The organism is Chitinilyticum litopenaei DSM 21440 (assembly GCF_000428145.1).
Classification (GTDB): Bacteria; Pseudomonadota; Gammaproteobacteria; order Burkholderiales; family Chitinibacteraceae; genus Chitinilyticum; species Chitinilyticum litopenaei.
The window spans coordinates 1-2,775 of the sequence record NZ_ATZJ01000076.1; the positions used below are offsets into that span (position 1 = coordinate 1).

Here is a 2,775-nt window from a genome sequence, read left to right on the forward strand (position 1 = left end):
ATCCCCACCATTTTCTCGACCCTGTGCAAGCGTGAAGCGGCAGGCAAGGGCGAGGCGGAAGAAAAGAAATCCTTGCTGCGCGGCGTGAAGGAATCCGCGGCAGCCGGCGGTTTCATCAGTGCGATTGGCGCCTACGGCGGCTTCTTCATCCCGCAGAGCTTCGGCCTGTCGATGAAGAGCACCGGCGGCCCGGAAATGGCGCTGTATGGCTTTCTGGTCTTCTACGTAACCTGCATCATCATCACCTGGTACTTCTACGCCAGAAAGCATGCCGCCTTGCCATGCTGACAAGCACCTCCTGACCAGGGCAGACAGAGCGCTCTTGATAACCCGCCGGAACCGGCGGGTTTTTTTTGTCGACGCGGCAGCACCGCGCCGCTCTTGCGCACAGGCGCTGGTTGTGCTTGCCATTCCACGGAAATCCCCTAGGGTGAAAACAGGACCCTGTCCAGCCGGAAAGTCCCCACCGTCGCCACAAGGAGAACATCATGCACCTCTACGACCCCCTGCGAATGCTGTATTCCTCCGACGCCGGCTGGCGCGAGCTGGCGGACGACCATCCCTCGATCCTGCGCAGCTTCCTGCTGCTGGTGCTTCCCGCCTCGCTCTTTGGCGCCATCATGGTGCTGTACGCCGCCACGACAGCGCCGCAAGCCTACGCCCCCGAAGCCGGCATGGGCAGCTGGTACTGGGCGGCGGCCGTGCTGTTGCTGAGCGCCTGGCTCTGCGTCCCGCTCATGGCGAAAATCATCCAGCACTCCGTGCATGCCGCGGTGCGCCCGCCACTGGCGGACTGCTACAAGCTGGCCGCGATCGTGCCCCTGCCGATCTGGCTGAGCGCGCTCTCCCTGTTCATCGCCATTCCCGCCGTCAATGTCATTTGCGCGCTGCTCGGGCTGCTGGCGTCCGCCTGCCTGCTGTATCACGGGCTGGATGCGCTGTTCGAACACGATGATTCGGTGGAAACGATCGTGCTGGCCTACAACATCTTCTCGTTCGGCGCGCTGGTCTGGTGCTTTATCGTCGCGCTGGTGCTCGTGCCCCTGCTGTTGCTGCCCGCCATGTAAAGCCGCAGGCTGCGGAACGCGGCGGCCAGCATGGTCAGCAGCGTTCCCAGCCAGGCGGCGAAAGCCACCCAGATCATCCCCCTGGCGATCACCGCCAGCGGCGGAAAATCCGCCTCCCAGCCAAAGCGCGCACTGACCACCGCATACATCCCCAGCGGAAACACAAAGCTCCACAACACCGGCTCGTACACCAGCGGCAGCTTCTTGACGCCGTGTTTCCAGAGCGAAAACAGCACCAGCATGGGAATCCACCAGGTCGCCCAGGCCCAGCACAGCATGGTAATGCCGTTGATGAACGGATGCTGCTCGCGCAAAAAGACCAAACGGGACGACGATTCCAGCAGGCTCGTGCCCGCATTGGCGGAAATGGCCGCCGCCCCCATGATGACGCCAAACAGCGGCGAGGTATCCTGGGCGCGCAAGGCCAGAAAGAAAATGCGGTAGCAGAACAGCGTCACGAAAATGCCGTAGAACACCAGCCCCAAGCCCCACAGCATGTGGATTTCGACCAGCATGTAATCCGCCCACGGCCCCAGATCGGGCGCGATGCGCGCCCCCAGCAACACCAGCGACTGCGTGCCGACGATGGTAATGAGCCAGCCGCCGTGCACGATATTCACATTGTGCTCGTGGCTGATGAAGGTCAGCACGCTGAACGCCAGATACAGCAGCGCGCACCAGGCGACAAAGGCCAGCGCCCAGCACGCCAGCGCCCATTGCGCAAAGCCATGCGCGTGCAGCAGCAAGCCCACGATGCCGGTGGCGGCCACCAGGGTGAAATAGGAAAACACCAGGCGCGGATTGAGCAGATCCGCGCGCACCGTGCGGGCGTGCCGCAGCAGGCGAATCGCGCTCAGGGCCAGCAGCACGCCCCAGCTGGCCAGCGTGAACAGGTAAAACAGCTCGGCGAGCCTCCGGTACTCCAGCGCAGCGAAGCCCGCCGAAATGATGCCGCTGGCCATGACCACGGCAAAATTGCCCGGATGCAGTTTTTTCAAAGAAATCATGCGCAAAAATCCGTTCAAGACACTGGAAACGCGGCAGGTGCGGGAGGGATTGCCGGGGGATTGCCGCCGCCAGCCGCCGCCAGTTTACGGCAAGCGCAGGCGCCGCGCGCGCTGCGGCAGGCAACGGGTAATATTCACGCGCCCCGCCGGGAACCCGGCCAGGCCGCCGCGCGCCAACCCCGCCAACCCGTTCACGCCTCCTGGTCGGGCGGCCGCCCCGGCAAAGTACAGTTCGTCATTCCCGCGAAAGCGGGAATCCAGCGGCAAGGCCTGTTCGAGCGATGCTCTGGATACCGCCTTTCGCCGGTATGACGGCGTGCTGGACTGGCTACCTGATCAGGCGCGGGCATGACGAACGGCATGTTGCCGGGGTCGCCAACGGCCACAATACCAAACAAGGTATTGCCATGCAGCCAATCAAATCAAAGGGCTATGGCAATATACCCTGCAAATCAATCGCACCCGTGCGCAAACAGCCGCGCCAGCAGCGCCGGCAACAGCGCGGCGTTGGCTTCGCGGATGGCGGCGTGCCGGGCCTTGAGGGCGGCGACGGCGGCTTGCAGGCAGTCGAAGGTGTGCTGCACGGCCAGCGGGGGTGTGGGCACTTTGAGGTTACCCGCGCTTTCCGGCTACCAAGGTAGCGGTTATGCGGCCAGCTTTTCTCGCTCCAGCCAGGCTGCGTAATGGGTTGCCGGTGATTC

3 protein-coding genes and 1 pseudogene are annotated in these 2,775 nt (G+C 63.6%); 2 read left to right on the forward strand and 2 right to left on the reverse strand.

Going from position 1 to position 2,775, the window contains the following annotated elements:
• Both C515_RS24110 and C515_RS23220 read left to right on the forward strand, forming a co-directional pair.
• Positions 1–288, forward strand: a pseudogene (locus C515_RS24110) (nitrate/nitrite transporter); the annotation flags it as partial.
• 200 nt (positions 289–488) lie between these two features.
• Positions 489–1,067: a YIP1 family protein gene (locus tag C515_RS23220; protein ID WP_081687012.1), complete on the forward strand. Its 579-nt coding sequence runs from the start codon at positions 489–491 to the stop codon at positions 1,065–1,067.
• Here C515_RS23220 and C515_RS21640 read toward each other — a convergent pair.
• Positions 980–2,074 (reverse strand): tellurite resistance/C4-dicarboxylate transporter family protein, encoded by a 1,095-nt coding sequence (locus C515_RS21640; RefSeq protein WP_051305040.1) that lies wholly within the window; start codon positions 2,072–2,074, stop codon positions 980–982. The two genes, C515_RS23220 and C515_RS21640, sit on opposite strands and share 88 nt — an antisense overlap.
• A gap of 452 nt (positions 2,075–2,526) precedes the next feature.
• Positions 2,527–2,679 carry a hypothetical protein gene (locus tag C515_RS24115; RefSeq protein WP_158380855.1) on the reverse strand — a complete coding sequence of 51 codons (153 nt, stop codon included), beginning with the start codon at positions 2,677–2,679 and terminating at the stop codon, positions 2,527–2,529.
• Positions 2,680–2,775 lie beyond the last annotated feature (96 nt).